Raw genomic sequence first — 26884 nt, 5'->3', positions numbered from 1 at the left:
CTCTTTTCCTGGACAAACGCTTTTGTCAATAAGCAGCTATTTTCACAAACAACCACTTTCAAATTATAAATCTATTACTATGAAAAACATAATTATAACGCTCGGTAATCCATTTTTGTTCTTGAAAACAGCAAATAAATTCCCGTTTTAACATTAATTTGCTCTTTTGCAGAGCGATTTAAAGTCGCAATATTGACATTTTTCTTCTATATCTGTCTGATTAAAAGCGACTTCCGGATTGAAGATCTCTTTCAGCAATAAATTCAACCGTTCCCGGAAACTTTCTTCATATTCTGCAAAATCGCTGACCTCCACCTTCTCCTTCCGGGGCTCTTTCATGCAGATGATAGCCGAATAATCTTCCGAAGCCGCCCGGTGAATATACAGCAGGGCAGGTGCCACCTTCCGGCCGTCTCCCTGTTCCCTCAGTTTCCGGCAGACGATGGACGCATACAGAAATGTCTGGAACACGTGACTCGGCCGTTTCTTGTCGGGCTCGAACAGCACCTCTACACTTGCCGGCGTACTTGCGTCACCTCCCGTCTTGTAGTCCACGATGCGGATCACATCTCCCTTACAGTCCAGCCGGTCGATGATACCTCCGATGCGCGACTTCAGCACCCCTTTCGGTGTTTCTATCTCGACATCTTCCGATACCCATTTCTCCGAACCCAGAAACGCAAAAGGTGCATACTTCAGGTCGTACGCCAGCAACTGCTTCGCATATTTCAGAATCACCGCCGAATTAATCAGCTGGATACCGTTGTACTCCGGCTTTTCCTGGAGCGAGACATTGAAGAACAGTTCCTTGAAACCGTTGTCCACATAATTCTGCAGCTTCACCTCATCCTTCAGGAGCGCCTCGATATCCGTCTGAGTCACCGTCTTGTTCCGCTCCGTCAGTTCCTTGTAGATATGTTCGGCCGTATAATGGAAGATACTTCCGAACTTCGCCGAGTCGATGTCCGCGCTCACCTCATCCGGGGCCGTCAGCTGGGCCACATACTGATAATAGAACTTCAGCGGACAGTCCAGGTAGCAGTTCAGTGCCGACGGCGACAGTAGCGCCTTTTTGTTGGCCCGGATGTCGAAGATATCCTGCATCCGCTTCATGATTTCCGGATTCTTCTCAATCGAAATCGTCTCCGCACTCTGGGGCGACTGTGCCGTTTCCAGTACCTGCCGTTTCACCGGATGTCCCCATTCAATCAGGAACTGCAGCATGAACCGCGACAGCTCTCCCCGGTTGATACCGTCGGTGGCCGTGTTATACACCAGCGTCACCTTTTCCGCCCGCTGCAGCAGCCGGTAGAAATAATACGCATACACCGCAATCTTATGGTCAATCGTCGTCATGCCGAACGCCTTTCTCAGGTGGTAGGGGACAAACGAAGCATCTCCTCCCGCCTTAGGCAACTGCCCCTCGTTGACCGACAGCAGAATCAGGTTCCGGAAATCCAGGTTACGCGTTTCCAGAACCCCCATCACCTGCATGCCGATGGCCGGTTCCCCATGGAAAGGAATGCTGGCACTGCTCATCACCCTAGTCAGCAGTCGCTTGAACATGTCGGTCTGCAACTGCAGGTCCCCGCTTTCGGTCAGCGTATGGAAGCGGTTGACCAGCGTATACGTATTAAACAGCGCCTCCCTGTACAACTGGTCGAAGGCCCGGTTTTGTGCCGCTGCCCGCTGCTGGTAAAACTCCGCCACCCGCTTCATGCTCTCGCAAAGCATCTCACACAACTTCAGGTTGCCCACGCACGGCGTGAAAATCAGCTCCAGCACCTCATCCTTCGTCAGTTCCGACGGGAGAGGGTAGAAGCGGTTGTCCTTCACCAGCCGTTCCTTCAATTCCTCCGCATGTTCCGACAGTTCCCGCGTATACGGATGCTTCAGCACACTCATCACCTCATCGAAGCGGAACCTTCCGCTTTGGGCATTATATCCCGCCGTATGCAGTTCCAGCAGTGCATTCACAAAACTGTAGGCCGGCGTCTGTGTCAGCGGAAATCCCATCGTAATGTTGATGTGGCGGATGTTCTCCGGCAGCGAATGCAGCACCGGCTGCAGCAGGCCCTCGTTACAGAGCACCACCGCCGTTTCCTTTTCCTCCTCTGTCAGGTTCTCCCTGATCCATTGCGGCAGAAAACGCGCCTGTCCGTTCTCCGTCGGCGATTCGACGAAGGTAACCTCCTTCGGCTTGCCCAACTGGTCAAACCACCGCTCCGGCAGTTCCGAAGGAAAATCCTTCAGGTTTCTCCGGATAAACTCACCCGCCTCGTGCGGATGGTCGCGCTTCATATAGAACACATCGTAGTCCCAGTAAAACCAGGCCTTTCCCGCATCCCTCAGTTTGCTGAACAGCGTATGCTCCACCTTGTTCAGCACGTTGAATCCCACAAACACATACTTCTCATAAGGCAGTTCGTCCACCTGCATCCGTTCGGTCACCTCCCGGTAGAGCATACCCTCGTACGCGATTCCCTGCTCACTCAGCACCCGCCGGTACTCCTTGTAAATATCCCCCAGCACATCCCAGAGCGCGATGAACCTCCTCTTCAGTTCCGTCACCTGGTCCATGGAGAAATTGCGGAAGAACTGTCCCAGCGCCTCCTTCTGTCCCTCTTCCAGAAACTCATAGTGGTCCATCATCTCGTTCAGGTCCTTCAGGTTGCCGAACAGCGCATCCGTATCCACCATGTTCTTGTCGGCATCATCGAAGTCCGCTATCAGCATTTCCCCCCAGAAATAAAACTCATCCAGCGTCTCCTTGCTTCCGGTCGCCTCCACAAACACCTTGTACAGGTCGCACACCAGTTTCACCGGATCTCCCGTCTCCCACTGCGAGAACTGCCTGAACAGCTCACTGATGCTCACATACGCCGGCGACCACAGCGGCCGCTGACTTTCCCTGGCCAGGTACTCGTTGAAGAACAGGCTGGCACGCTTGTTCGGAAAGACCACTGCCACCTTCGTAAAATCACCTCCCGTTTTTTGATATAAATCGTGTGCTACTAATTTCAGAAAAGTATCCATCATGCTTAATCCTCCTCGTTAAATTGAACCCTATACCTCATTTACCCGATTGCCTCCAGTTCGTTGGCAAAGACATACCAGAGATACCCCTTCACCTTTCCGTATCCCATTTCCGTGAGCAGATGCATGTACTCCTTCACCTGCTCCCGGTATTCCGCCTTCTTCCGTCCGAACTTAAAGTCGACAATCACCACCTCATCCTCACGCATCATCACCCGGTCGGGCCTTCTCGTCTGCAGCCCTCCCTGGTCGTCGGTATAGATGATTCCACATTCGTTATACAGTCTCCAGCTTCCGTCGTACCACTCCTGCACCTCCGGATGCTCCAGTGCCCTTTCCGCCAGCCGGATGATTTCCTTCTCCTGCTTTTCCGATTCGATGATACCCTCAAACCGCAGCCGTGCCACCGCCTTTTCCAGGTCGGCCGCCGTACGGATGGAAGCAAACACCTGATGCAGCAACTGTCCCTGCCGGATGTACCGTTCCCGGTTCTCCTCCTCTTCGTCGCCCCGGATAAAGTCCGCCGACCGGTTCGACTGCTTGAACTCGATATCCGTTTCCAGCGATTCGATGCACACCGGCACTCCCTCCGGAATTTCCGACAGCGGATTTCCCGTCACCTTTTTCCGGACTTCCTCCGACGGACAGAGACAGCCATATTCATAGACCACCGGTTCCGACTCCTCTTCCTTCTCTTTGTCCTTCGTCTTTCCTTTTCCTTTCGCATCTGCCGTCGGTTCTGCCAGGCCCGAACAGCTCATTCCCTCCAGTTCCATCGCCTCCATCGTATTTCCCAGCAACTCCGATACCGTACCCGTCTGTCCCTTCTTACCCCAGACAATCAGGTTCTTGCAGGCACGCGTAAAGGCCACATACAGCAGGTTCATGTTATCCACCCACAGCTGCAGCCGCTCTTCCAGATAACTCTTGCAATATACCGACTCTGCCATGACTGTCGAGTAATTGATCGGCGCAATGCTCAGTTCATTGAAAGGCGGCTGGTCGTACTCCGGTCCCTGTCCCTCCAGTGCACACCATATCAGGTGATTGTTTGTCTCATTCTCCATCTTCCAGTCGCAGAACGGCACCAGTACCGTATGATACTCCAGTCCTTTCGACTTATGAATGGACAGGATGCGGATACCTTCTATTTCTCCCGACGGAATTGTCTTCTCATGCAACTTCTCGTCCCAGTAAGCGATGAACGCCGTCAGTTCCGAAGAATGATTCTGCATGTACTCCGTCACCGCATCGTAGAACGCACACAGGTACGCATCCTGCTGTCCGATTTCCTTCAGGTCGAACAGCACGTATAGTTTTTCCAGCAACTCATACAGCGGCATCAGTCGCAGTTCCGCCAGTTGCAGTATGAAACCTGTCGGCAGAAAATCCTCTATCCGGTTCAGCAGAATCGTATTCAGGTCGATGTTCTTGTGCAGCACCTCCTTCTGGAACGTCACCGCCAGTCTCGCCATGGCAATCCGGTTTTCCGGAGCCGTCAGAAACCGCAGCCCGTCCATCAGGATACACACCGCCAGCGACGCATCCAGGCGGAACGCCTCGTCCGACACAATCCGGTACGGCGTATGCTCGTCAAAATACGCTGCTACCGTCGGAATAATCTTGTTCTTTCTGACCAGGATGGCGATGTCCTGCGAGCGTACCCCCGCTTCCATCAGCCGGTCCACTTCCTCCGCCAGTGCCTCCAGCATTGCTTCCGGATATGCATTCTCCTCACAGTCCGGCAGCAGGCTCACCTTCACATATCCCTTTTCCTCCGTCCTGGCCGGTTTCTGCCTAACGTCACTGTAAGCCTCCAGCAACTCCTCGCACGGCTTGCCCAGTTCACTCTCCTGGCGGTCGCTCAGCAACTGGCAGGCAGTTGGGAAAAACGCATTGTTGAATCCGATGATGCGCTTCTCGCTTCTCCAGTTTGTATCCAGTGTACATTCCTTCACCCTCAGCACCGGGTCTTTCCCCAGTCCCGCCAGAATCTTCCAGTCCCCGTTCCGCCACCGGTAGATACTCTGTTTGATGTCTCCCACAATCAGGCTGCCTTCTTTCTGCGCCAGACTCTCTTCCAGCAACAGGTGAAAGTTCTCCCACTGCATCCGCGACGTATCCTGGAACTCATCAATCATCACCGTATCAATCTGCGTACCGATTTTTTCGTACACGAACGAAGCATCCCCCCGGCTGATCAGCCCGTGCAACAACGCATTCGTGTCCGACAGCAGGAAACGGTTGTGCAACTGATTCTGCAGCCTCACCTCCGCATCCATGTGCGTCAGCAGCCGCAGGTTGTTCAGGTACTTCAGCGCCAGGTCGCACGAATTCAGAATCCAGTTGTTCTTCGGCCTCATCTTCTCCGCCTCCTCCAGGATTCCCATCAGGTCACTGCTGGCCAGAGCCAGAATCTTCTGCCGGTTCGGAGACGACTTGGTCGTCCAGTTCTCCTCACTTTCCAGACACTTCTGTACCGTCGCGTTCGACACCTTGTTGAGCAATTCTCCCCGGGCAATCTTATTGAAATAACTGCCAATGCCCCGGCTGCCGTTTTTCAGGTCGGCAGGCGACAATTTATGCATCTCCAGTACCCCCAGAAACTGTTCGCTGAATCCCTTCATCTGTTCCAGCACCATCTCTTTCAGTTCTTTCAGCTCCTTTCGGAACTGCGGGATAAACTTCGGGTCGGCCAGTTTTTTTCTCAACTCCTCGCCCCGTTCCACATATTCCTCGTCGAAGATGTTTCTTCCGAACCCCTTGATTTCATCTGATACATCCCAGCGCTTGTCGTCCGAAATCCGTTCCTCAATATATTCCAGCAGCCAGTACAGTACCGGTGATTTCCGGTCCAGCTTTTCCAGCATCACGTCCACCGCCTCCGACAGCACCTCCGCATTGTTCAGTTCAACCGACAGGTTCGCCCCCAGCTCCAGTTCCCTTGCCAGGTTCCGCATCACCGACTGGAAGAACGAGTCAATCGTCTCAATCCGGAAACGGCTGTAGTCGTGCAGGATAAAGAACAACGCCTCCTGTGCTCTCTTCCGGATATCCTCCACTGTCCTTCCTGTCAGTCTTATCAATTCCTGCAGATACCCTTCCGATCCCTTCAGGTTACGAGCGATACCCAGCAACTGCTCCAGGATACGTTCCTTCATCTCTGTGGTCGCCTTGTTCGTGAAAGTCACTGCCAGAATCCTCCGGTATGCCCGCGGATCCTCTATCAACTGCCGGATGTACTGAATTGCCAACGTAAAAGTCTTTCCTGACCCTGCCGAAGCCTTATATATTAAAAGATGTGGCTGCTGTTCCATATTGTTATTCTTACTGATTGTAAAACATTCAACTCTTTTTTCTCCCTTTCGAGAGGAAGCCCGGTCACAAAGTTATTCAAGCCCCTCCAATCTCCCAAATAAAAAAGGCAAAATGCCGGTTTTCATTACCATCCCTTTCCGGTCTGTCTGTCCGGATACCATGAAATTCCCCGTCTTTTCCCTCCGGAAATCCCATTTCCCCAAAGTCAATTCTGAAAACTTTCTTTCCAATTTGTCTCTGCGCTTACCTTTATGTATCTTTGCAAGTCGCATTTTACGGGTAGCGTAAAATCGCCACTACATAAGCATCACAGTAAAATATGGAAACAAACGATCAGTACGAAGAACTTTGCCGTTCGGTGTCTGCTTTCAGGCAGACCCTCGAGCACCAGCAGGCTGCTTACCGGACAAAAAAAGGCGAACCCCAGTATACGGTAATCTCCGAAGACGGAACCTCCCTTCCTTTCACCACTCTGCTTGCCGGAGGCGAGGGTAGCGGAGCCAATTTTCTCCTCCGTCAGACCTTCAATTATGCGAAGGAACGTATCTGCACCAAAAGACAGGATGAACACATCGATTCCTTCCTGCTGTTCAATGACCTGCTTTCAGAGACAGCCATGACTTTCAACCTCTTTTTCCCCCTCATGCTGATGCTGAATGAAGATCCCCGTTCAGTTACTCAAGTACTCTGCAATGCCCTGGGTAATTTCTCCATCAATGCCATCAGCGAGATAGGAGTAGAGTATGTTCCTGATCTGGCCGGGAAATACATCGGAGCTCATACAGCTCTGAATGCCTATATCCTATGGTCCGACCGTCGGGGAGGCAGACGACTTACCGCCGTTACTCTCAAGTACGCCGATCCCCTTAGTCTGGAAGAGTCCGGCAACACCGAGATGCAGAAAAAGCTCCTCATCGGCAGCGATCTTTTCACTCCCGGTTTCAGTCGGTCCGTAGGAGAGGGGAGTGTTCGTATTACCCGTCTCTACCGCAACTTTCTGCTGGCAGAGCGCTACCGTGAGGTCAATGGCCTGAGCGACTCCCGCACCGTTCTGCTTGCTCCCCGTTCTCATCCCACCACTGCTTCCGAAATCGCTTCCCTGCGTTCCTGGCTGAAGGACGAGCAGCAGTACAAGCTCCGTTCCATCACCCTTGAGGACTTTGTAGAATCATTAATCCTTTATGCTCCCGATTTCTACAAAGACGCCTTCCAGCTCTTCAGGGAACGCTATCTGAATATTCCCGGTTAGCCCTGTCGGCTGTTCCTGATAAAAAACGGTGCACCGTCTGTTCCCTTTCAGAGACAGACGATGCACCGTTGTCATTATTACGCTATCCTACCGTCAGAACCGGTATTTCAGTCCCAGGTTACCTCCCAGCAGCAGTGATACCTCATTTGAAGTATATACCCTCACACTCGGAGCAATCTTTCCCTTATACATCCGCGCATACTCTTCCGCATAAATACTCCACGAGTCCGAAACCCTGAACTCCTGCAGCAGTCCCCCTTCCAGCGCACCGTAATGCTTCTTTTCCAGGTCATGATGCGTATACGCCACACCCACAAACGCATTCAGGTCGAAGATACGTTCCGGATTATAATTCCCGATCAGGTTCGTCACATTCAGCAAATAATCAGCCGACAGCGTCAGCGGATAAGCCGGCCGCTTCGAATCCGCCCAGCGGGCCACCTCAATACCGGCTCTCACTCCCGAGAATGCAGAGTACTGTCTTCCTATTCCCAATGAAGCCTGCTGTCCCAGCACATTCCGCAGGTTCTTCATTGAAAGTCCCGATGTGCGTACCGGGAAATTACCTCCCAGCGATCCATATACAAAGTTATGTGGCTCAAATACCCCACGTCTCTCGTCAAAGCGTGCCTTCCTTCTCCGATACTGCACACCAAACACCGCACTCAGGTTATTCATCCGTCTGTCATACACCTGTCCGTTCTCATACGGCTGCGTATAATCACTCATGCTATACCGTCCTTCTCCGAACAGACCAATCTGTTCCGTAACGAAGTACACCAGCTGCACAGCTCCCGTCGGTCCGTTGGTCCATCGCAACTGCTTTGCATACTGCGGACTCCGGTGCGCTACAGCTCCCAGTTCATATCCTGCCGCCAGGTTCACTTCCATTCTCGGATCCGTTACCGACGGTTTCAGCAGTGTATTCAGGTTCAGCAGCGCCTCCACGCGTCCCCCTGCGTATACTTCCTTACCCTTTTTCCGTTCCGGGTTATCCGTAAAATGGAAACCTCCGAAAGCCGTGGCCCGCACTCCCAGTGGCATGAACCACTTACCCAGCGAAAGTGAAGCAGTCGGTCCCAGTGGCCGTATCTTTCCCAGTAAGTTTCTCACGTGACTTGAGTAGTCTCCCTGTACCCCCATGGCAGCTTCCAGGAACAGATTATCTCCCGCATCTTCCGACTTATCCTGTATCGGCAATCCCTTGAAACGGTAAGTCAGTCCACCGGTTACTCCATACGCCAGGTTATACCGTTTGTTACACTGCAATCCGTCTATCTCGTCTGTAAACACATACATCTTCGGTTCTACAAACCAGTCCCAGTGACTTCCCATGTGATACCTCAGCTGCAGTCCTCCATGGAGTGAAGCCGACACATTTTTCTCGCCTCCCGAGCGTTGTGAAGTATAAACTCCCAGTCCCACTACCGTCAGCAAGTTCATATGCGCCCCTTCGCGGTAACCTCCCAGATAATCCGATAAGTTAAACATATGGTCAACTTCTGCGCCGGCCATTTTGAGCATTTTGTTCTTCCCTCCCAGGAAAGTAGCCCGGTACGCATTAAAGGGTGAAACCTCCTTTCCGATACTGAATCCTCCCAGGAAAAGCATATCTTGTGCTCCTCTCAGCTGCAGCCCCCCGGCCACCGCACTTACAAACACATTCTTTCCTGGATTTTCCGCACTGATTTCCCGTCCTTTCGGTACATACCTCTTTTGCAGCGTATAATCCAGTGCATTAAAAAACCTCTTGACCGAATCACCCTGTTCCGCGTTCGCTTCCTGCGCCATTCCTTGCGCCGGAACCGCCACACCATACACACAGGCACATAAGGCCGAAATAATATAAGTCAATTTCATAACCGTTCTTCTTTCAAAAAATTAAAACTCCGACATCTCCTGAGCCACATTAATGATTTCCGCATTAAATTCACCGTCATTCTGTGCCGTAGGAATCATCCCCTTATCCCGTTTGAAACACTCAGACAGGAAAATGGTAGCATTCGTAAATCCCGCGTCTCCCTGCCGGGCCGCCAGTACCGCCTTGAAGTACCAGGTCAGCGCCTCATTTTGCGGTAATGCCTCCACCAGTTTCTCTGCAGTGCTGTCTCCCTCACGTGTTTCCAGCGCCAGATACATTACCACTGCATTTCTCGGCGACGAATTCTTGATTGTCTCAAACGTCTTTCTGGACCGTTCCTGCTCTTCCGGAGTACTTCCTCCATGGAAATATCCTCCCATAGCCCAGGCATACGCCTTCAGCAAGTCGAAGCGTTCCTCATCCGGCAAAATCTTCGCCATGATACTTGCTTCCTGGAAATCCCCCTTCCGGATCAGCATACACAACTGGTTGCTCACCACCTGTACCGGGTTCACCACCTCCGTGCGCGTATTATCCATGTTCGAGCGCTTATAGTCGGTCAGATAAATCGTCTTGTCAATCAGCGGGTCCAGGATATCCGTGTCAATCCTTCCCTGTTTCAAGTACAATACCGCCAGATTATTTCCCGGCAATACCCAAGGCCGCTTCTCTTCCAGCGATTCCTCGTACGCCTTGCGGTAAATACCCTCCAGTTCCTTCTCATCCTTTACCAGCTTGAACAGTCTCCAGTACTCATACCTTGTATAACTTCCCTTCAGTCCATTCTTCCGGTACAGTTCCATAATCTCCTCATCATTCGGTTCCCGGTAAATCTCATACACACAGTTATAGCTCACCGTGCGCAGCTCCTCCAGATACTTTGTCACCAGCGATTTATAGAAATCCAGGTTTCTCAGGTGTGCTCCCTGTTCCTGAATCCCCTTATACTTTTCTGTAATCTTTTTCATTTCCTCCGCCTCAGCCATCTTTCCGTCACGTTCCAGTAACTTGATGACCTCTTCCCATGGCGCCACATTCGCCTGCGGATTCCGGTACACTCTTTCCAGCGAGTACGGCGGCAAGATAGAAGTAATCTCCCGTTCCACCCGCTTCATACGCCTTTCCGCCAGCGCCAGATTCGCATAATAGCTACCATCCGGCGAAGCCGTACCGGTCACGTGAAACTCCTTCACCACCGTACCCGGCGAATCCGCGATTCCCTTCAGCTTGCTTCTCAGCATATCAATGTTCTTCCGGTTCTCCTCCGTGTCCGTCAGTTCATCCGAGTTGATTACGAAATTCAGTGAAATCCGGTCCGATGTATTTCTCTTCTCAATCTGCGGTCTCTCCTTATAATCCTCCGGAGCCATTTCCTCGAAAGCCAAGTCATACTCCAGGAACTTCATCGGTCTTTTCGCTTCACACGTGCTCACCTGAAAAGTCTTCACCTCATTTCCCTGATAATCCTCTATGCTGATACTGGCAAAACAACTATAATTATGGTTCGGGTCAGGAATTCTTATTGTGTCGCTCCATTCAATCCGCATCGGAGCAGCTGTCAGTCTTCTTTCCGCGATAAACCGCTTCAGCGGATCTCGTTCCATATCATATCCCATCTTCCGTTCCTGCGTTCTCGCATACTCTTTTCCGTCGTATACCAGCGGTTTGGCAAAAGCTACAGTATCATCTGTCGCACAGTCCATTACATACGGCTGAATAATCAGTCTCGAATAACTGTTTCCCGTATGCGACGGAATATCAAACGTATTATACGGCATGAACAGATTTCCCATCAGCCTCGGCGCCTTCGGCTCTGGCTTCAGTTCCGTTCTTACTCCCACTACCAATACCTCGTCCAGCCGTTCACCATCTTCGATACCCACATCGATTTTCATCCGGTGACTCACTTTCTCCAGTACTGCCTCATTCATTCCCGCCTTGAAAATCAGCGCTCCATTATCCGGAACCAGAATCTCATAATATCCGTTTCCATCCGTCTTTGCTATCGACTCTCTGTCGAGCATCAACATCTTCTCCGGGTCATTACTGTCCAGCAACTTCTTGATATCCTTTGCTTCCGCTACCGTCTTGATGGCATATACCTCCACCGAGATATCCGAAAACGGCACCTTCTTGTGTCCACTCACGTTATAAACCACGCCCGACACCTTTACCATTTTCTGAGCTTCTGCCGTCATTCCCCCTCCGGTCACGACCGCCATCAGCGCCACACCTAATTTCAGTTTATCTATTTTCATAACGCACATCATTTAAAAATATACGAGCACGAAATGCCGAGTCCCATCGGCATCACCTTTCTGCCCGTCACATTATACTCCTTCGGCATCTCAGTACCCTGCGCATACTTCGCTTCCCTGAACCACATTACAGACACCCCCGCGCTCAGTTCCAGATTGAACCGTTTTCCCAGCGGCAACGCATATCCGTACACGATACCCGGTCCCGCCGCATCCCCATGATGCACCTTATCCGAGAATACCGCATGATACCTCATTCCCTGCAGTCCCAGTGCCACGAAGCTCCGTGCCATAGGCCGTCCGCTCAGCCAATATCTCAGCTGCACATCCGCCCCCTTGAGACTGCAGTCCATCGGGTTGCTGTCTATAGAATAGAACACCCCTCCGTTCACACTTGTCCGTTCCGAGGTCACCAGTTCCAGTGACACATTCGGCGTCAGGTTTCCCCACAACAGCAAGTTTGTCTTTCCCGCCAGTAACTGTGCCTGTGCCGCAGTTGCCGCACACACCGCCACTATTACTAATGCTCCCCGCTTCATTATATTCCGATTTCTGAAAAAAGTCCACATACTAGAATCAATGTTTAGGTTTAGTCTTGTTATATTTATCCTTGATTGATTTAAAGCGATATACCAGTCCGACCCTCAGTTCCGTAGGGACAGGGTAGGGGAGCCACTTCTTCTGTTTCTCCTCCGTCATGACCGGCAGATCATTTTCAAATTTGAATTTATTATATTCCAACATCATGAATCCCAGGCTGAGTCCCAGATCCAGGTCCAGTCCTCCCCCGTTCTTACAGCGGTACATCGGCACCTGCCATCCTCCGGTAGCTCCTGCCTGCCACATACTTCCGGCCATACCGCGGTTCCACATCAGATTAAACTGCGTATATCCGGCATACACACCATAATAATACGTTCTCCAGAACTTAGGTGTTTTTTTCTTTCCCGGCTTCATTGTCATCGACGGTTTCACATACCGTTTTACCTCAGCCCGGTAGTCATTCACCTCCAGCTGCATCCGCTGGCTGGGCACTTCGTTTACTGTTCCGTTCCATGTAGCCTGGACTCCCACCACCCATTTGTTGTACACCGAGTTCGAGACATCCATTTCTACTCCGATGTTAGGCATCAGTCCTATCCAGTTTACCACATTTGTTTTAAACGCCAGTCTTTCCCTGAAGCTGGAGTAAGTTTTCTCTTTCTCCGCATTTGCGGATTGCGTCTGCTGTCCGTACAATTCACCCTGCCAGCCACTATATGCCAGCAGACAGACAAGCACAGATAGTATTTTTCTCATTGATCTTCAAGTTTAAGTGACGATACCCGTCACTTAGTTTCAATTAATTTTTAGTTTTTTAAGTTTTTGTGTGTCTTTTAGCCGTAATTACGGCCCCCTGTAACCTTCAGAAACAATAAAATAAATAAAACTTCTTTGAATGAGATTTAGAAATAATAGGTAAATCCCGCAGTCAGTGAAGCACTTCCTTCACCTCCTCCCTGTGAAATACCATTCAGTTTATCACCTACAATAGCTCCTTTCGCCTCCACATTCAAGTCCAGCGATTCATGAATGCGGAAACTGTTCAGCAATCCCAGTGTAAACGTAGGCACTGTCCGTCCCCTATGCAGGGCCGAAGCCACTCCGATACCCGCCAGCGGTATTGCGCGGTATTTTCTTTCCTCGTCTACACCTTTCCACCACGAGATGACATCCAGCATTGCATCCACATGCACATGCATGAAGTTCCACGACTCCCTGTCACCCTTTTCATACGCCCCTGTCACATGCTCACCATTCAGTTGCAATCTGACCGCCAGCGCCGGTGTAATCCATTTACCCACACTCAGTTCACCTCCTGGCGACACCCTGTCACCGAAAAGCGCCTTTCCGTCACTTTCACCTACGTAAAAGTGTACTCCGGCCCCTGCGCCCACAAACCACTTCTCGTTTGCAGGCAAGACCTCCATTCCCTTCTGTGCAAATCCGGCAGCAGTCGCTCCCGTCAGTGCCACAGTCAGGCATGTCCGTCTCCATTTGGTTTTGATTTTCATTAGCTTATTATTCTTGTTATTAAAAAAAACTCCTTTTGAAATAAACAATACAACACTTAAAACTCCTGAAACTCCTAAAGCTCTTGAAACTTAAAACTCCTTTGTATAAAACTCCTTTGTATGAAATTCCGGCTTCTCCCGCCGGTCTGTAAATCAGTCAGTCCTGTGATTGATGCAGATTCCCAGTCTGTACCACTCGTACAGCCTGTGAATTCCCTCCTCAATCTCTATCCGGTGATGCCATCCCAGCTCATGCAGCTTCGTCACATCCGTCAGTTTTCTCAGCGTACCGTCCGGTTTCGAGGCATCCCATTTCAGCTCTCCCTTGAAGCCGATTTCCCGGATAATCATCTCTGCCGCCTGCCGGATACTCACTTCTTTTCCCGTACCCACATTGATATGACAGTTCCTGATTTCCCTGTCACCCTCCCGGTACGTATCCCTGAAATCCACATTCAGCAACACGTGCACACTCGCATCCGCCATTTCCTCGCTCCACAGAAACTCCCTCATCGGCGCTCCCGTGCCCCATAGCGTCACCGCCTCCGGCGTAATACCGAATTTGGCCAGTTTCTCCAGGATTACCTCTTCCGTGCAATCCCCGTTCACACCCTCCACCGGGCGCAGGTTAATGTCCTTTCTCACCGCCTGCCAGTCGCCCTCGTTCAGGCATTTCGCCAGATACACCTTCCGCATCATCGCCGGCAGCACGTGACTGTTCTCCAGGTGGAAATTATCATTCGGACCATACAGATTGGTCGGCATTACCGCAATGTAATTCGTACCATACTGCAGGTTAAAACTCTCACACATCTTCAGCCCCGCAATCTTTGCAATTGCATACGGCTCATTCGTATACTCCAGCGGAGACGTCAGCAGCACCTCTTCCTTCATCGGCTGCGGTGCCTCCTTCGGATAAATACACGTACTTCCCAGAAAGAGCAGCTTCTTCACCCCATGCCGGAAACTCTCACCAATCACATTCTGCTGAATCTGCAGGTTCTGGTAAATAAAATCCGCACGATACTTCAGGTTCGCCATGATGCCTCCCACGTGCGCAGCCGCCAGCACCACCGCTTCCGGCTGTTCCTTATCGAAGAACTCCCTTACCGCTACCGGGTCCAGCAAGTCCAGCTCCTTGTGCGAGCGTCCCACCAGATTCTCATACCCCCTTGCTTTCAGGTTGTTCCAGATGGCAGATCCCACCAGTCCGTGATGGCCTGCCACATATATCTTCGTCGATTTGTCCAGCATATCCATTATTTTACAATACCTTTTTCCAGATATTCGGCCAGGTTCGTGCGGATTTTCTCTCCCGCCTTTTCCACAGCCACCTTCGCCATGTCGTGGTTCACCATGATCTTCACCAGTTCCTCAAACGAAGTCTTCGACGGATTCCATTTCAGCTTCGCCTTCGCCTTGGTCGGGTCACCCCACAAGTTCACCACATCCGTAGGCCGGTAGAAGTCTTCCGACACCTCCACCAGCACCTTGCCGGTAGCCTTGTCGTAACCCTTCTCGTCGATGCCCTCTCCCTTGAATTCCAGTTCGATACCCGCATACTTGAATGCCAGGTAGCAGAACTCTCTCACCGAATGCTGTTCACCCGTAGCGATGACAAAATCCTCCGGCTGCTCGTTCTGCAGGATCAGCCACATACATTCCACGTAATCCTTGGCATATCCCCAGTCTCTCAGCGACGAGAGATTTCCCAGATACAGCTTCTCCTGCTTGCCCTGCGCGATACGTGCCGCAGCCAGCGTAATCTTACGTGTCACAAACGTTTCACCTCTGCGTTCCGACTCATGGTTGAACAGGATACCCGAGCAGCAGAACATGTTATACGCCTCCCGGTACTCCTTCACAATCCAGAAACCATACAGCTTGGCCACCGCATACGGACTATACGGATGGAACGGCGTATTCTCATTCTGCGGCACCTCTTCCACCTTGCCGTACAGTTCCGATGTCGAAGCCTGATAAATACGGCAAGTCTTGGTCAGTCCGCACAGACGCACCGCTTCCAGTACCCTCAGTACTCCGGTCGCATCCACGTTTGCCGTAAACTCCGGCGAGTCGAAACTAACCTGCACATGGCTCTGTGCAGCCAGATTATATATTTCCGTGGGTCTTACCTTGCTTACCACCTGCAGGATACTCATAGAGTCCGTCAGGTCGCCATAGTGCAAGTGAAAATTCGGACGTCCTTCCAGATGCGCAATCCGCTCACGGAAGTCCACTGATGAGCGTCGGATTACCCCATGCACATCATAACCCTTTTCCAGCAGCAGTTCCGCCAGAAAAGAACCATCCTGTCCGGTTACCCCGGTAATTAAAGCCACTTTTTCCATATTCTCGTTATTTCTCGTTTAAATCCATTATTCAGTTTCTACCGTATCGATCACCTCACACCACGTATAGCTCACCTTGAGCAACGCCGTACTGTTGGCCAGTTCCACTGCGATATAATGCTTTCCGCCATACCTCATGAACTTTCCTTCCAGTCCGAAGAGCGGTCCTTCCTTGATGACCCTTACCGGTACATATTTCTTGTTCTTCAGCACTTCCGGATCAATGAACCGGGTTCCGGTGATATCCGGATTCGTCGCATCCATGAAGTTCTTCATTTCCTTCTCGCCGATGACACAGAAATCCTTCCCGGTCCGCAGTTTCTTGAAAAAGAAAACCGGCACCGGCATCCTTCTCATCAGCTCTATACACCAGTCATAACAGTATTCCCGTCTGACAAACAGCAAATTATGTATGGCCGGTACCAGAATCCGCTCACATTCACCGTCAGCAGTTCCTTTCTCCCTCAGTTCATACTTCATCGGTATGAACACCTCCAGACCTTCCTCTTTCAGAAAATCTGCTATTTCCAATTCCTTGTGGTAAACAGTCCGTACAGGAATCCAGACCATTTTCCCTTCCTCTTTGTTACTATCCATACCCGACCCCCGTTAAAAAACAAGCGCCTCTTCCGAATCAGGAACCATACCTTCTCCGTAGAGGCGCTTTCATACTTCAAATCACTTATAAAAAACCTTGGCGAACTGATATTACTTCACCAATTTAACCACGGCCGCTCTACTCAACTTAGAGTCATTCTGGTACATAGTATCCACGCCTCCCTTATAATCAATGGTCAACTGGTTGCCGTCTACGCCGAATTTGTCTACCAGCGTATTGTATACCGCTTCCGCTCTAAGCTTGCTCAACTTGTTGTTGAATTCAGCACTTCCTGTCTGTTTGTCCGCGTAACCTGTAATCACGAACTTTTCGTTCGGATACTTCTTGATCAGGTTAGCCATCGCCTCCAAATTAACCGCTTCCTTCTTGCTCAAGTAAGCCTTGTTTATGTCAAAGAATGCAGTGTACTCCATTGCATCTTCCAGTCTGCCGCTCTTCACCGCAGCCTGCTGTGCTGCCTGCAGTTCGTTGTTTTTCTGCTGCAAGCTGTTGTTCAATGCATCCACCTTACGGTTCAATTGTTCATTTTCCTGGTTCATCTCCTGCAACTTTCTCTGCACTTCCTGCATTTCAGCTACCGAGATACCCGATCCCTTCTGCCAGCCTCTGTTCTTGAAACGGTAAGTTACACCTGCCATGATTGCAGCCGAACCCTCGATGTTCTTGGCAGCACGGATACCGTCTACCACATCATTGTTCAACATTGCCTTCAGTTCCAGGTTCACGTCCCAAGCCTCGCTCACACGGAAACGGTTCACCAGACCTACACCTACACCCAACTCATTATCGTCACTCTTCAACTTTCTCAAGTAACCGATGCTTGCATACGGAATCGCGTTATACACACGGTCTTCACGATATCCGCAGAACATATTCGTCAGGTTCAGCATTACGTCTGCATGCAGATTCAGCATGCCCCATTTTGTCTGATACACTCCATTTTTCACCTGCTTGTATGCAAATCCTCCGTTCTCGTTAGAGAATCCTTTAGCCTGATAGCCGCCGAATCCCACTCTCAAACCGATTCCCGGAGTAAACCATTTACCTGCATTTATCTCAAATGCCGGAGTAATCAGTTTGCCTTTTGAATCCAGGCTTCTGTAATCACCCAGATACATCTGGCCTCCTACGTTGGCACCGATAAACCAGTTGTCTTTAAAACGGTTTGTCTGTACCGAATACTTTTCAACTTTTTCAGCTGCTGAAAAGTCCTGTTGTGCAAATGCTGCCAAACTGATAGCTACTGTACAAAATAAAGTGCAAAATCTTTTAGTCATAATTATATCTTGTTTTGTTTTTGGGTTAATACCTATTGTGTCAATTCATATTCTATGCACCAGAAACCGGCGCATAAAAATGATGATACGGCTGCAAACATACATGAAAATAATGAAACTTCAAAATTTTATGTGTAAATTCTTCCGATATGATAGGCAAGCAGGCATTTATATCGTGATTTTAACAAACATTTTGTAACTTCCTGTTCCTTACCGCAAACCACAGAATTTCTACGAAACACACCAGCGGCACCACGAAAGCCACCGCCATCGAATAGCTGTCAGCAATCATTCCCATCAATATCGGAGCAATCGCACCCCCTACAATCGACATGATCAGGAACGACGAAGCCCGCTTCGTATCACTGCCCACCTTACGGATGGCCAGCGAGAAAATAGTCGGGAACATCACCGACTCACAGAAAAAGCAAAGCATGAAGCAATACCAGCCCACTTCTCCCGGCAGAAAGATGACTCCCAGCATGCTTGCCACCGCACCGACCGCACAGCCTGCCAGCACCTTCTCACTGCGCACGAAGCGCATCAGCCAGCTGCCACCCATGCGTCCTGCCATGAACAGACCCATACCTCCGAACGAAAGCCATACCGATGCCTCTCTGGCCGATATGCCCGCATGCTCCGTGGCATAATTGATGAAGAAACTGTTGATGCCCGTCTGTGCCGCCACGTACAGGAACAGCGAAAACAGTCCCGCCGTAAACGAAACCGTTTTCCAGAGCGACCTTTCCTTGCCGCCCGTCTCCGGAGCCTTGCTTTCCTCTTCCCGGTCCACCTCCGGCAGCTTCACCCTCGAGAAGCACAGGGCAATCAGCAACACCACCGATCCCAGCACCGCATACGGCGTAGTGACATCTCCACCTCCCGCAAACAGGAAAAATCCCCCTGCCAGCGGTCCGCAAATCCATCCCAGTCCATTGAATGCCTGTGCCAGGTTGATGCGCCTTTCGCTACCTTCCGGCTCACCCAGTACCGTTACATACGGGTTGGCTGCCGTTTCCAGACAGGTCAGTCCGCACCCGATGACAAACAGCGCCGTCAGGAAAAACTCAAACGACTGAATCCGTCCACCCGGAATAAAGAGCAGCGCCCCGATGCCATACAGCACCAGTCCCGTCAGTACCCCCGTCCGGTATCCATACCGCCGGATAATTTTCCCGGCCGGCAGTGCCATCACAAAATACCCTCCGTACACCACCGCCTGAATCAGTGCCGACCGTGTACGCGTAATCTCCAGCGTATCCTGAAAATGCTTGTTCAGCACATCCAGAATACTGTGTGCCACTCCCCACAAGAAGAAAAGCGACGTAATCAATATAAAGGGGACCAGGAAATTCCTTCCATCCCTGGTCCTTACCAATCCGATTTTTTCCATTTCTAACTTCTGCTGACTTCCAGTCCTTTATTCGACAAATCCATTTCCACAAAGCGCGCCCGGTCATTCATCCGGTGCTCCGTCAGAATCCGGCGGATTCTCATTGCCGCCTCCGGATCCTTCGCCATCATGTACAGATAGCCACCTCCTCCGGCTCCCGGCAACTTATATCCCAGACACAAATCATCAATCCGTTCCGTCAATGCCTGCACCTCCGGCGGATTCGTTCCCGCATCCAGCCGCTGGTTCTGCTGCCAGGTCTTTCTTACCAGTCTTCCCGTAGCCTCAAAATCATTTCTCAGAATCGCGTCATACATATCCATGGCATGCCCCTTCATCTGCTCCAGCAAATGCAGGTGGCGGTTCGAGTTCAGGAACATTCCCTTCACGATTTCCCCCAAGATACCCTTCGCCGTCCGTGTAATGCCCGTATAATACAGCAGGTGACACTTCCGGTACTCATCACTCGTAAACAGGAAGTCCGGCAACCATCTCACCATCGGCTCCTGGTTCCATCCCGGCTGTGTCTGCAGCATCTTGATTCCGTGCAGCACCCCGCCGTACTGATCCTGCCAGCCCCCTCCGGTAGTAAGCAACTGTTCCAGCACCAGTGTCCGGCTGCCGATATCCTGCTTGTCCCAGTTCAGTCCGCAGAAGTCATTCACCGCATCCAGCACCGTAGCCGCCAGAATGGAACTCGTACCCAGTCCCGAACCCGCCGGAATGGCCGACAGCAAGGTTACCTCAATGCCCGCACCGAACGCCTTCAGCTGTTCCTCCAGCGAAGCAAACCGCTCCGTAGAAAACTCCGGATGAAATCCCGCCAGCGTCAATGCCGCCTTCGGAATCGAGAACGGCGAACCGATTTTACAGAAATCCTGCAACTCCTCGTAGGTAGTCACCACCTCCATGGCACCCAGGTCGATGGAACGCAGTACAATGCGGAACTCCTTCGAAGGCTTTACATACACCTGCAGCGGCGGCTGACCGTTCAGTTCAATGGCCAGGTTCACCACATTACCTCCCTCCATCAAACTGTAGGGTGGGGTATCCGTCCATCCTCCCGCCAGGTCAATCCGCACCGGGCTTCGTCCCCATACAATCTGATCCGCATATACCGACAGACGAGGCTGCTGACGATAATCCATCGTGCCCACCAGTCCTTTCCGCATCAGACCGAAGGCCCGTTCCTCCAGGCCCTTCGCTTCCGCACACCCTCTCAGGTCCATCACCTTCGAGCGGAACATCACATCCCCGATGCGTTTCAACAGGGGAGTACCCTCCGGCAATTCCTCCGGCAGACCGATACCTTCCTTGACAAACTCCTCTGCCGCCTCCAGCAAATCCAGCTGATAGAACACACTTCTTTCCTGGTTCCGTGCCAGCAGCGACCAGTCCTCCTTGCGGAAAGCCTCCCGCTGAGCCTGCAGCCGTCTCAGATTTCCGAATGCCGAGATCTCATCTGCCGAAACCTTCTCCGCTTGCTGCCAGATCTCCTTGCCCTTCGCTTCACTTCCAGCATCCAGCATCCACCGCAATACCTGTCCCAGTTCTTCCACCGATTCAACTACCGGGAAGATTGCCGCACTCTGCAGATCCTCCTGTCCCCGGATTTCTTCCGCCTTCAGTCCATGGCATTCCAGCCATTTTCCCACCGGCATACCCAGGTACATCGTATCCGCCTCCGTCAGTTTCCCCTTGAATTTATCATTGAACCCATACGGCCGGGCCACATAGCCCTTTTCGCCCATGGGCACCACATCCACACAAGCCCCTTCCGGCAAATCCATGCTCCAGTCATTCTGCGGCACACCCGTCACAATGTTCCGGCTATGCAGTTTCCATCCGCTTCCCAGATGACTGTTCTCTATCCAGATTTCCGCATTCTCAGCCGTCAGCGCCGCCTCCATCCGCGCATTCTGCACAAACACCGCCGGATGCGGCTTCACCTTATGATGCATGATGGCCCGCTGGTCGGTCACGCAGTTCTGCACCGCCAGAGTCGATGAAATCATTTCCCGGCTCGTTCCATAATGATGAAACTCCCCGCCCGGCAGCGGCAGAATCGCCACCTTCAGACGGTTCAGTTCCTCATCCACAATTCTCGGATGATTACCCAGTGCCAGTCCGAATTCCGAATACATATCATAGAACGATACATTACCTCCCTTGTCCGTCGAGTGTTTCACCATCAGCTCCACGGCACGGTCACTCAGCAGCCAGATACCGATATCCATCAGGAACAGATAGTCCTGCATCAGCTGCCCCATTTCCTCCACGCTCGGTTTCTGCAGCATGAAATCCAGTTCCTCCGGCCGCTTTCTCGATGACACAAACACCCCGTGGTTCTTGGCCAGTTCCGGATCTACCCACAGTCCGTAACACACCACATCCACATCCGGAATCTCCTGCAGCGGCTCCGTTGCCCGGATATACACATCCCCGCTGGCAATCAGCGTATGCAGCCCTTCCGGTGCCTTCTCCATGATATCCTCATACAGCGGCACCTGCAGCGACAGCAGGTTCTGTGTCAGCCTCTGTCCCCGTGCCCAGCGGAACACCGGAATCGGCGTCAGAATCTTTCCTGAAGGCGCATACCCCGGCAAGCGCCGGCTCTGTCCTCCCGCATGCAGCAGGATACGTTTCTCCTGCGCCAGCCATTCCGTCAGGCTCACGTTGCCGGCTTCTTCTTTCCGGCACGCCTCCAGCAGCCATGCCGTACCTCCTCCCGAACCCAGTTTCCTTCCTACCGGGTCGGAGGTACAAAACCACTCTTTCTTATCCGTATGTGTAATATCGTGAAAACACCCCACCAGGTTCGGTGGCAGCGACAATAATTTCTTCATATCTGTTCTTTTCCGGTTTAAAGTTTAAAAATCCGCTCCATCAGCTTCCACTTCTCCTGAGAGGTAGCCCCCGGAGCCGCTTTCTGGAATTTCGCCATGTGCGCCTCCCATTCAGCCTGTCTCGGCAGGGTAGCCAGCCGGGCATAGTCGCGCTCCATATCGAATTCATCCGTCGTATCCATGATCATGAACAGCCGGTTACCGTAAATATAAATCTGCATATCTACGATACCTACCTCACGGATACCTGCTTTCACTTCTTCCCATACGTGCGCATGCTCAGCCACATAAGCCTCAATCAGCTCCTTATCATCGTATAAATCCAATGTCTGACAATATCTTTTCATATCTCCATCTTATATAGTTGTTTCTGACCGACAAATGTAAGCAATTATTTTCTGAAACACTACTTAACCTCAAAAACATTCCAAATGTCCTGCTCAGTTGTTACAAATCAAAACTAAAATTCCCTACACGCCTTTTTCTCTTCCTTAATCATGTATACAAACCCGTGAAAACCCTTAACTTTATAAAACAGCTATGAACCGCACCCGCTGCTGTTCGCTTTTTCACTCATGCACAATAAAAGAACCAGATTTATAAAACTTACCGATTATGAAAAAAAACGCATTAATACGTTATGGTATCTTCTTCCTTTTCCTTTTGGGTTACTCGTCCCTCTTTGCTCAGAACTCCATAGACGAACTTTGGAAAAAGGCTGAAGCCGCTTTGGAAGCCAACGAGGAATATGCTGCTGTGGCCAACCTTGAAAAAATAGTCATGAGTACCGGCCTTTTCGATGAACCCGCCATACAAAGCCGCCTGGTGTTGGCCGAACTCAGTCTGATGGGAACCGACATGGAGAAAATATATGAAAGCTATGCCTACTTCAACTGCCTTCACCAGACCCAGGACCCTCATCATCGTTACGGAGACCTGACCCGGCAGCTGAAACACCGTTATGACAGCCTCCTGCAGGTTGATATGAGCCAGGGCATTACCCCCGGATTCTATTTCTCCGACAGTCACGATGACCGTCATGTCCCGACCATGCTGGCACGGATAGAGCGCACTTCCGACCGCTGGACCGTTTCTCTTTGCTATGGATGTGGCATTATAAACGATCCGGTCAACCGGAAGAAAGGAAATATCTTTTGTGCTGCCGACATCAATTATACCGAAGACAACCAACTGGTAGCTGTCTGGAACGGACACGTCAAGCAACGGCTGCCACAGACTGATCTGGCCCATTCGATGGCTGACCAGTCCAGAGAATTCAAAGCCTCCATGTATCAGGAAATGGCAGCAGGAAACTACAGTACCAGTGATGTCGTGACCGGTACCATCGCCACCGAATTTGTCGGCGCCCTTTTCAACGGTCTGGGTAGCGCCATGGCCAGGGGCAAGACCACCCAGTATTTCCATGAGATGACCTGGCATCGCAACAGTGACGGCTCCCTGGGGGTACTCTTCAATCGTGGAAAAGTGACAGGATACACCGGACAAGACATACGGGTACAGAATGATGAGGTCCGTTTCAACCTCTATAAACTCTATCCCCATCATCAAATTTTCTTTTTCGATTATGAAGACAACTCCCTGATTACCTGCAATGGCCGTATTATGCCCACCTGGTCAGACTATGATCGTTTCTTCCGCTTCTCACCGGTCTTTTTCAACCCCTCCGTACAGGAAAGCTTCGGCATTACCCAACCATCACGGATTGAAAAACTCCATAAGAGAAAAGACATCAACGGAATCATGTACAAAGTCTTTGAATATTATACCCTGTTTGCCGATATGCATACCGACACCATCGCCAAGTACATTCCCCCCTTTGCCGAACTGGAAAGTGTTTATGTGGACGAAGGAGAATCCACCAGAGGCCTCTGTCTCGGAAAAGTTTATAAAAGCAGTTTGGTCGATTTCTATGCCATGCAGGTTAATCAGGCACTTGTCTTTACCGGTTTGCCTCAAAATCTGTTGCAGGGAACCTGTTATCAGTCAGTTTATTACGATGACGGAAGCCATCTGTTTGCAGAAGTTGTAAATGGTTCTCAGCAAGGTTATTTTCAAATATTACTAAGTAATGGTAACCGCTATGTAGGAGAGGCCATAAAGTGTGTAGCCAGCGGTGAAGGAACCCTGTATTATCATGACGGAAAAATCCTGAAAGGTAATTTTGATAATCAGGTCTGCCTGTCGGGCGTGCTGACCTTTGAATACAACGGCGTCCGGTATCAGGAAGAAGTACATGATTTCAACTGGGTAAACGGTGTAGACACCTGGATGAACGATTGGATCAATAAAACCCAAAAACAAACAGTCACTCACTCAAAAACAAAAGGAAAATGAATTTTCTTTATCGCCTTGCAATGTGTATCCTTTTCACCGGCTTTTCCCTGTGCCTTTTTCCTCAGACTACCGGAGAAATACAGCGCCTGGAAAGGGAAATATCCGAACTGCGCCAGCTTATCAGCCGTGAGAACGCCAATCTGCAGATGATGCGCAATAACTCCCGTAACGAAGGCGATATCGAACGGCTGGCCTATTATATCCAGACTCTGGAACACAGTCTGGTTATCAAGCAAAAAACCATTGAATATTTACGCCAGCAGGAAGCCGAACGCCTGCGTCGTGAAGCCGAATTACAGCGTGCGCTCGAAGAAAAAGTCAGAGAAGCCCAGAAAAAGAAAAAACAGCAGGAACAGCAGCGCCTGGAGCAGCAGAAAGCCAGAGAACAGGCGCAGCGGGAAGCCGAACAGCGTGCCCTTGCCGAAGAGCGTCGCCGCGAGCAGGCACGCCGTGCTGCAGAAGAAAGAGCCCGCTGGGAGGCCGAACAACGCGCTATCCGTGAAGCCCGCGGAGAAGCGGCATATCGCGACTATATGAATAAAAGTGCCGGAGCCAATATCCGGAACCATAACTACATCGATGCCCATGCCCAGGATCAGGAGCGTGTTACCCGTGATGTTACCTCCTACGTAGCCGGGCGCAGTGCCGGACTGACCCCTTTACAGGCACAGCCCTCCGGAAGTCCCTCTTCAGGCTCCCCCAAAAACCTGTCCGGACTGATGCAGAAACTCCGTACTTCCAATCCCGAAATAGTAGATGCATACATTACCCGCGACGTCCGTGATTTCCTGCTTACTTACTTGGATAATCTTTTTGACGGCAGTCTTGACAACTCCCTTTTCTGCAACTATATCACCGAAAAAATCTGCGACCGTTACCAGGTAAATAAACTCGCCTTTTTCAACGGGCAGTGCGATATGGATACCCGCCGGAAGATTGCCGATGAGATAAACCGGAGTACCGATAAGGCCAATGAACTTCTCCGCTCCACCTTTGACCAGTGGAACCGGCAGAAAAACGCCCCGAAGTGGCAGAAACTGGCAGAAACGCTGAATGACAATCAGTTGATTTCCACCCTCAATATCCTTTCTACCTCCAATGGAGGAGAACTTCCCACTCCGATGGCCTCAGATGCCGACTATTATTATTACCTGCTTCCCGTAAGCGGAGAACTTGCACGAATTTCACAGAAAGAGAAGGGGAGTATGGAGATTATCGATACCGATCTGCGCCATGTTTCCGGCAAAAGTTTCAAGGAATTCTTCCGCGGGCAGGCAGAACCGCTTACCGCCTACCGGGCCGCTTTCCAGCAGCATCCCCGTATCCGGAAATACGCCCTGAAAGAAGACGGCAGCGCCACAGAGAAACACATCTCATCTTCCGGAGAAGTACGCAAGTACAAGATAGAAAAGCCTGAAATAAAATTCTATCATCACGGCGGTGCCGTACTCCAGAACTCCTATAGTGAGAATACCCAATTCGATCATCAGTATACCACAGACCTGACGTTGAAACTCAGTGTCCTGAATGCCTCTCTTGAAACGAAATACGATCTGATGGAGAATGAAAGCGAATGGTCTTTATCCCTGAACTACGATGCCAGACTTTATTCCTCCCAAAATGGCAGTAAACTGACCGCTTCAGGGACGCTGAAAGCCCCGCTCGATAAGAGCAAAGCGAAGCTCAGTGCCAATCTTACTCCTCATGTTCAGGGCAGCGTCTCCGTATCCGCCGATGGGCAGCTTTCCGCATCCGGGAAGCTGAAGAATGGAGTATCCTCTGTGAAATTCTCCAGATCCGCTTTAGTTGAAGGAGACTCCACAAGCACATCGTTTGGCCTGGAGGAAGGATCTTCCAGCATCCGTATGGGAAGTACCACCTGGAAAAATACTATAGATATCAAGCCCATTGACAAGGACTATAAATATTTCGGTATCTCATTAGGGGTTGCAAGCAGCCATCAGTATCAGGAACAAAGTCTGCAGAATGATGAAAACCGTTATGTCAATCAGTTGCCGGCTGACCTCGTTGCCCGACTTTATACCCATAAAATCAAGGAAATAGAGGACAGTAAAGCCGTTTTTTATGCCGATTACGAAGACGACACTTACGGAAATCCTGTCAAAAAACCGGTAAGTCCTTCAGAAATAAATAAAATGAAAGAAGACTTTGCCAGAATCATCAAAGACGGTGCGCACAACGAGGATTATGAATGTCCGCCCAGCGACTTCAACGGATTTGTATCCTGTTATGTGATGGAAGAGTAA

At 50.8% G+C, this 26884-nt stretch carries 17 protein-coding genes; 3 read left to right on the top strand and 14 right to left on the bottom strand.

Annotated elements, in window-relative coordinates:
- Positions 1-153: 153 nt before the first annotated feature.
- Both H3001_RS09535 and H3001_RS09530 read right to left on the bottom strand, forming a co-directional pair.
- Positions 154-3036, bottom strand: coding sequence for a PD-(D/E)XK nuclease family protein (locus H3001_RS09535; protein WP_181214793.1), 2883 nt, complete (start codon positions 3034-3036; stop codon positions 154-156).
- 41 nt (positions 3037-3077) lie between these two features.
- Complete coding sequence (locus H3001_RS09530) at positions 3078-6353, bottom strand: UvrD-helicase domain-containing protein (RefSeq protein ID WP_181214787.1); 3276 nt, start codon at positions 6351-6353, stop codon at positions 3078-3080.
- A 320-nt stretch (positions 6354-6673) separates the two neighbouring features.
- Here H3001_RS09530 and H3001_RS09525 point away from each other — a divergent pair, with 320 nt between their 5' ends.
- Positions 6674-7603 (top strand): PGN_0703 family putative restriction endonuclease, encoded by a 930-nt coding sequence (locus H3001_RS09525; protein ID WP_181214786.1) that lies wholly within the window; start codon positions 6674-6676, stop codon positions 7601-7603.
- 93 nt (positions 7604-7696) lie between these two features.
- Here H3001_RS09525 and H3001_RS09520 read toward each other — a convergent pair whose 3' ends face one another.
- From H3001_RS09520 to H3001_RS09465, 12 genes are all read right to left on the bottom strand, one after another.
- Positions 7697-9463 carry a hypothetical protein gene (locus H3001_RS09520; protein WP_181214785.1) on the bottom strand — a complete coding sequence of 589 codons (1767 nt, stop codon included), beginning with the start codon at positions 9461-9463 and terminating at the stop codon, positions 7697-7699.
- 21 nt (positions 9464-9484) lie between these two features.
- A complete protein-coding gene (locus tag H3001_RS09515; RefSeq protein WP_181214784.1) occupies positions 9485-11722 on the bottom strand; it encodes a hypothetical protein in 2238 nt (745 codons plus the stop codon).
- Between the two features lie 8 nt (positions 11723-11730).
- Positions 11731-12261 (bottom strand): DUF3575 domain-containing protein, encoded by a 531-nt coding sequence (locus tag H3001_RS09510; RefSeq protein WP_246368541.1) that lies wholly within the window; start codon positions 12259-12261, stop codon positions 11731-11733.
- Positions 12262-12298: 37 nt separating this feature from the next.
- Positions 12299-13021 (bottom strand): DUF3575 domain-containing protein, encoded by a 723-nt coding sequence (locus H3001_RS09505; protein ID WP_181214782.1) that lies wholly within the window; start codon positions 13019-13021, stop codon positions 12299-12301.
- 146 nt (positions 13022-13167) lie between these two features.
- Entirely contained in the window at positions 13168-13776 is a 609-nt protein-coding gene (locus H3001_RS09500; RefSeq protein WP_181214781.1) for a hypothetical protein, read from the bottom strand.
- 153 nt (positions 13777-13929) lie between these two features.
- Complete coding sequence (locus tag H3001_RS09495; protein ID WP_181214780.1) at positions 13930-15030, bottom strand: GDP-L-fucose synthase family protein; 1101 nt, start codon at positions 15028-15030, stop codon at positions 13930-13932.
- 5 nt (positions 15031-15035) lie between these two features.
- On the bottom strand, positions 15036-16127 hold the full coding sequence (gene gmd, locus H3001_RS09490) for a GDP-mannose 4,6-dehydratase (protein ID WP_178244345.1): 1092 nt from the start codon (positions 16125-16127) through the stop codon (positions 15036-15038).
- 27 nt (positions 16128-16154) lie between these two features.
- Positions 16155-16724 (bottom strand): UpxY family transcription antiterminator, encoded by a 570-nt coding sequence (locus tag H3001_RS09485; RefSeq protein WP_178244346.1) that lies wholly within the window; start codon positions 16722-16724, stop codon positions 16155-16157.
- 111 nt (positions 16725-16835) lie between these two features.
- Positions 16836-18023 carry an OmpA family protein gene (locus H3001_RS09480; protein ID WP_181214779.1) on the bottom strand — a complete coding sequence of 396 codons (1188 nt, stop codon included), beginning with the start codon at positions 18021-18023 and terminating at the stop codon, positions 16836-16838.
- Positions 18024-18204: 181 nt separating this feature from the next.
- A complete protein-coding gene (locus tag H3001_RS09475; RefSeq protein WP_181214778.1) occupies positions 18205-19416 on the bottom strand; it encodes a sugar MFS transporter in 1212 nt (403 codons plus the stop codon).
- Positions 19417-19418: 2 nt separating this feature from the next.
- A complete protein-coding gene (locus H3001_RS09470) occupies positions 19419-22262 on the bottom strand; it encodes a bifunctional fucokinase/fucose-1-phosphate guanylyltransferase (RefSeq protein ID WP_181214777.1) in 2844 nt (947 codons plus the stop codon).
- A 17-nt stretch (positions 22263-22279) separates the two neighbouring features.
- Positions 22280-22609, bottom strand: coding sequence for an L-rhamnose mutarotase (locus H3001_RS09465; protein ID WP_181214776.1), 330 nt, complete (start codon positions 22607-22609; stop codon positions 22280-22282).
- A gap of 268 nt (positions 22610-22877) precedes the next feature.
- On the opposite strand from H3001_RS09465, the gene H3001_RS09460 reads away from it, so the two are divergent.
- Positions 22878-24617: an MORN repeat-containing protein gene (locus tag H3001_RS09460; RefSeq protein WP_181214775.1), complete on the top strand. Its 1740-nt coding sequence runs from the start codon at positions 22878-22880 to the stop codon at positions 24615-24617.
- The gene (locus tag H3001_RS09455; protein WP_181214774.1) at positions 24614-26884 is read left to right on the top strand and encodes a hypothetical protein; all 2271 of its coding nucleotides are present in this window, start codon (positions 24614-24616) and stop codon (positions 26882-26884) included. The genes H3001_RS09460 and H3001_RS09455 overlap by 4 nt, the downstream gene beginning before the upstream one ends.

Source organism: Phocaeicola faecicola (assembly GCF_013618865.1).
Taxonomy (GTDB): domain Bacteria; phylum Bacteroidota; class Bacteroidia; order Bacteroidales; family Bacteroidaceae; genus Phocaeicola; species Phocaeicola faecicola.
Note: the sequence above shows the minus strand (reverse complement) of the source record. Positions and strands in the feature narration are given on the sequence as shown.

Coding starts and splice junctions, on each gene's coding strand:
- H3001_RS09515 (WP_181214784.1), bottom strand. CDS start 11,722: ATGAAAATAGATAAACTGAAATTAGGTGTGGCGCTGATGGCGGTCGTG.
- H3001_RS09455 (WP_181214774.1), top strand. CDS start 24,614: ATGAATTTTCTTTATCGCCTTGCAATGTGTATCCTTTTCACCGGCTTT.
- H3001_RS09495 (WP_181214780.1), bottom strand. CDS start 15,030: ATGCTGGACAAATCGACGAAGATATATGTGGCAGGCCATCACGGACTG.
- H3001_RS09465 (WP_181214776.1), bottom strand. CDS start 22,609: ATGAAAAGATATTGTCAGACATTGGATTTATACGATGATAAGGAGCTG.
- H3001_RS09510 (WP_246368541.1), bottom strand. CDS start 12,261: ATGAAGCGGGGAGCATTAGTAATAGTGGCGGTGTGTGCGGCAACTGCG.
- H3001_RS09475 (WP_181214778.1), bottom strand. CDS start 19,416: ATGGAAAAAATCGGATTGGTAAGGACCAGGGATGGAAGGAATTTCCTG.
- H3001_RS09470 (WP_181214777.1), bottom strand. CDS start 22,262: ATGAAGAAATTATTGTCGCTGCCACCGAACCTGGTGGGGTGTTTTCAC.
- H3001_RS09520 (WP_181214785.1), bottom strand. CDS start 9,463: ATGAAATTGACTTATATTATTTCGGCCTTATGTGCCTGTGTGTATGGT.
- H3001_RS09460 (WP_181214775.1), top strand. CDS start 22,878: ATGAAAAAAAACGCATTAATACGTTATGGTATCTTCTTCCTTTTCCTT.
- H3001_RS09535 (WP_181214793.1), bottom strand. CDS start 3,036: ATGGATACTTTTCTGAAATTAGTAGCACACGATTTATATCAAAAAACG.
- H3001_RS09500 (WP_181214781.1), bottom strand. CDS start 13,776: ATGAAAATCAAAACCAAATGGAGACGGACATGCCTGACTGTGGCACTG.
- H3001_RS09525 (WP_181214786.1), top strand. CDS start 6,674: ATGGAAACAAACGATCAGTACGAAGAACTTTGCCGTTCGGTGTCTGCT.
- H3001_RS09480 (WP_181214779.1), bottom strand. CDS start 18,023: ATGACTAAAAGATTTTGCACTTTATTTTGTACAGTAGCTATCAGTTTG.
- gmd (WP_178244345.1), bottom strand. CDS start 16,127: ATGGAAAAAGTGGCTTTAATTACCGGGGTAACCGGACAGGATGGTTCT.
- H3001_RS09505 (WP_181214782.1), bottom strand. CDS start 13,021: ATGAGAAAAATACTATCTGTGCTTGTCTGTCTGCTGGCATATAGTGGC.
- H3001_RS09530 (WP_181214787.1), bottom strand. CDS start 6,353: ATGGAACAGCAGCCACATCTTTTAATATATAAGGCTTCGGCAGGGTCA.
- H3001_RS09485 (WP_178244346.1), bottom strand. CDS start 16,724: ATGGATAGTAACAAAGAGGAAGGGAAAATGGTCTGGATTCCTGTACGG.